Consider the following 704-nt stretch of genomic DNA (forward strand, 5'->3'; position numbering starts at 1 on the left):
CCGCGCAAGCGATTGAAGCGGGAAAAGCCGGACAAACTGGCGGTTCCTGCGCAGGTAAACAAAGTTTGGTCCATGGATTTCATGTCAGATCAACTTGAAGATGGTAGACGGTTCAGGACTCTGAATATTCTTGATGACTTCAATCGGGAGGGACTGGCTATTGAAATTGACTTTTCCCTTCCAGCCCTACGGGTCGTGCGCACCTTGAAACAGGTGATAGAGTGGCGCGGCAAACCTGAGATCATTAGGGTTGACAATGGCCCGGAAAATATCAGTGAAACGCTACTCTCATGGGCACACAAGCAAGGCATTAAGATACTGCATATTCAGCCGGGTAAACCAGCTCAGAACGCCTATATCGAGCGCTATAACAGAACGGTTCGCCAAGAATGGCTGGATCAAAATTGCTTTGAAACAATCCATCAAGTTCAGGCGCAAGCTACCAGATGGCTCTGGACTTACAACAACCAACGGCCCAACATGGCCATCGGCGGCATCTCGCCCGCAACAAAACTGAAACTGGCTGCATAACTCTAATGCAAAACTCCTCCATAAATGGGGGGATTACCAGCTGAAGTCGCTGGAAGAACAGCTCGGGACGGCGTTGTTCGTGCGCACCACCCGGTCTGTAACCCTGACAGATGCAGGCCGTGCCCTGCAAAGCGGTGATCAGCCCCACTTGAGTGGTCCGGTTTGAAAGTTAG

2 protein-coding genes are annotated in these 704 nt (G+C 51.1%); both read left to right on the forward strand.

Annotated elements, in window-relative coordinates; all coding sequences use genetic code 11:
- On the forward strand, positions 1 to 531 hold a 531-nt coding region (locus tag PsWM33_RS12090; RefSeq protein WP_063300404.1), incomplete at its 5' end, for an IS3 family transposase.
- Between the two features lie 40 nt (positions 532 to 571).
- A complete protein-coding gene (locus PsWM33_RS28420) occupies positions 572 to 697 on the forward strand; it encodes a LysR family transcriptional regulator (protein ID WP_342585910.1) in 126 nt (41 codons plus the stop codon).
- Positions 698 to 704: the final 7 nt, after the last annotated feature.

Origin of the sequence: Pseudovibrio sp. WM33, from assembly GCF_001623165.1 — a bacterium.
In the GTDB taxonomy this organism is placed as follows: Bacteria; Pseudomonadota; Alphaproteobacteria; order Rhizobiales; family Stappiaceae; genus Pseudovibrio.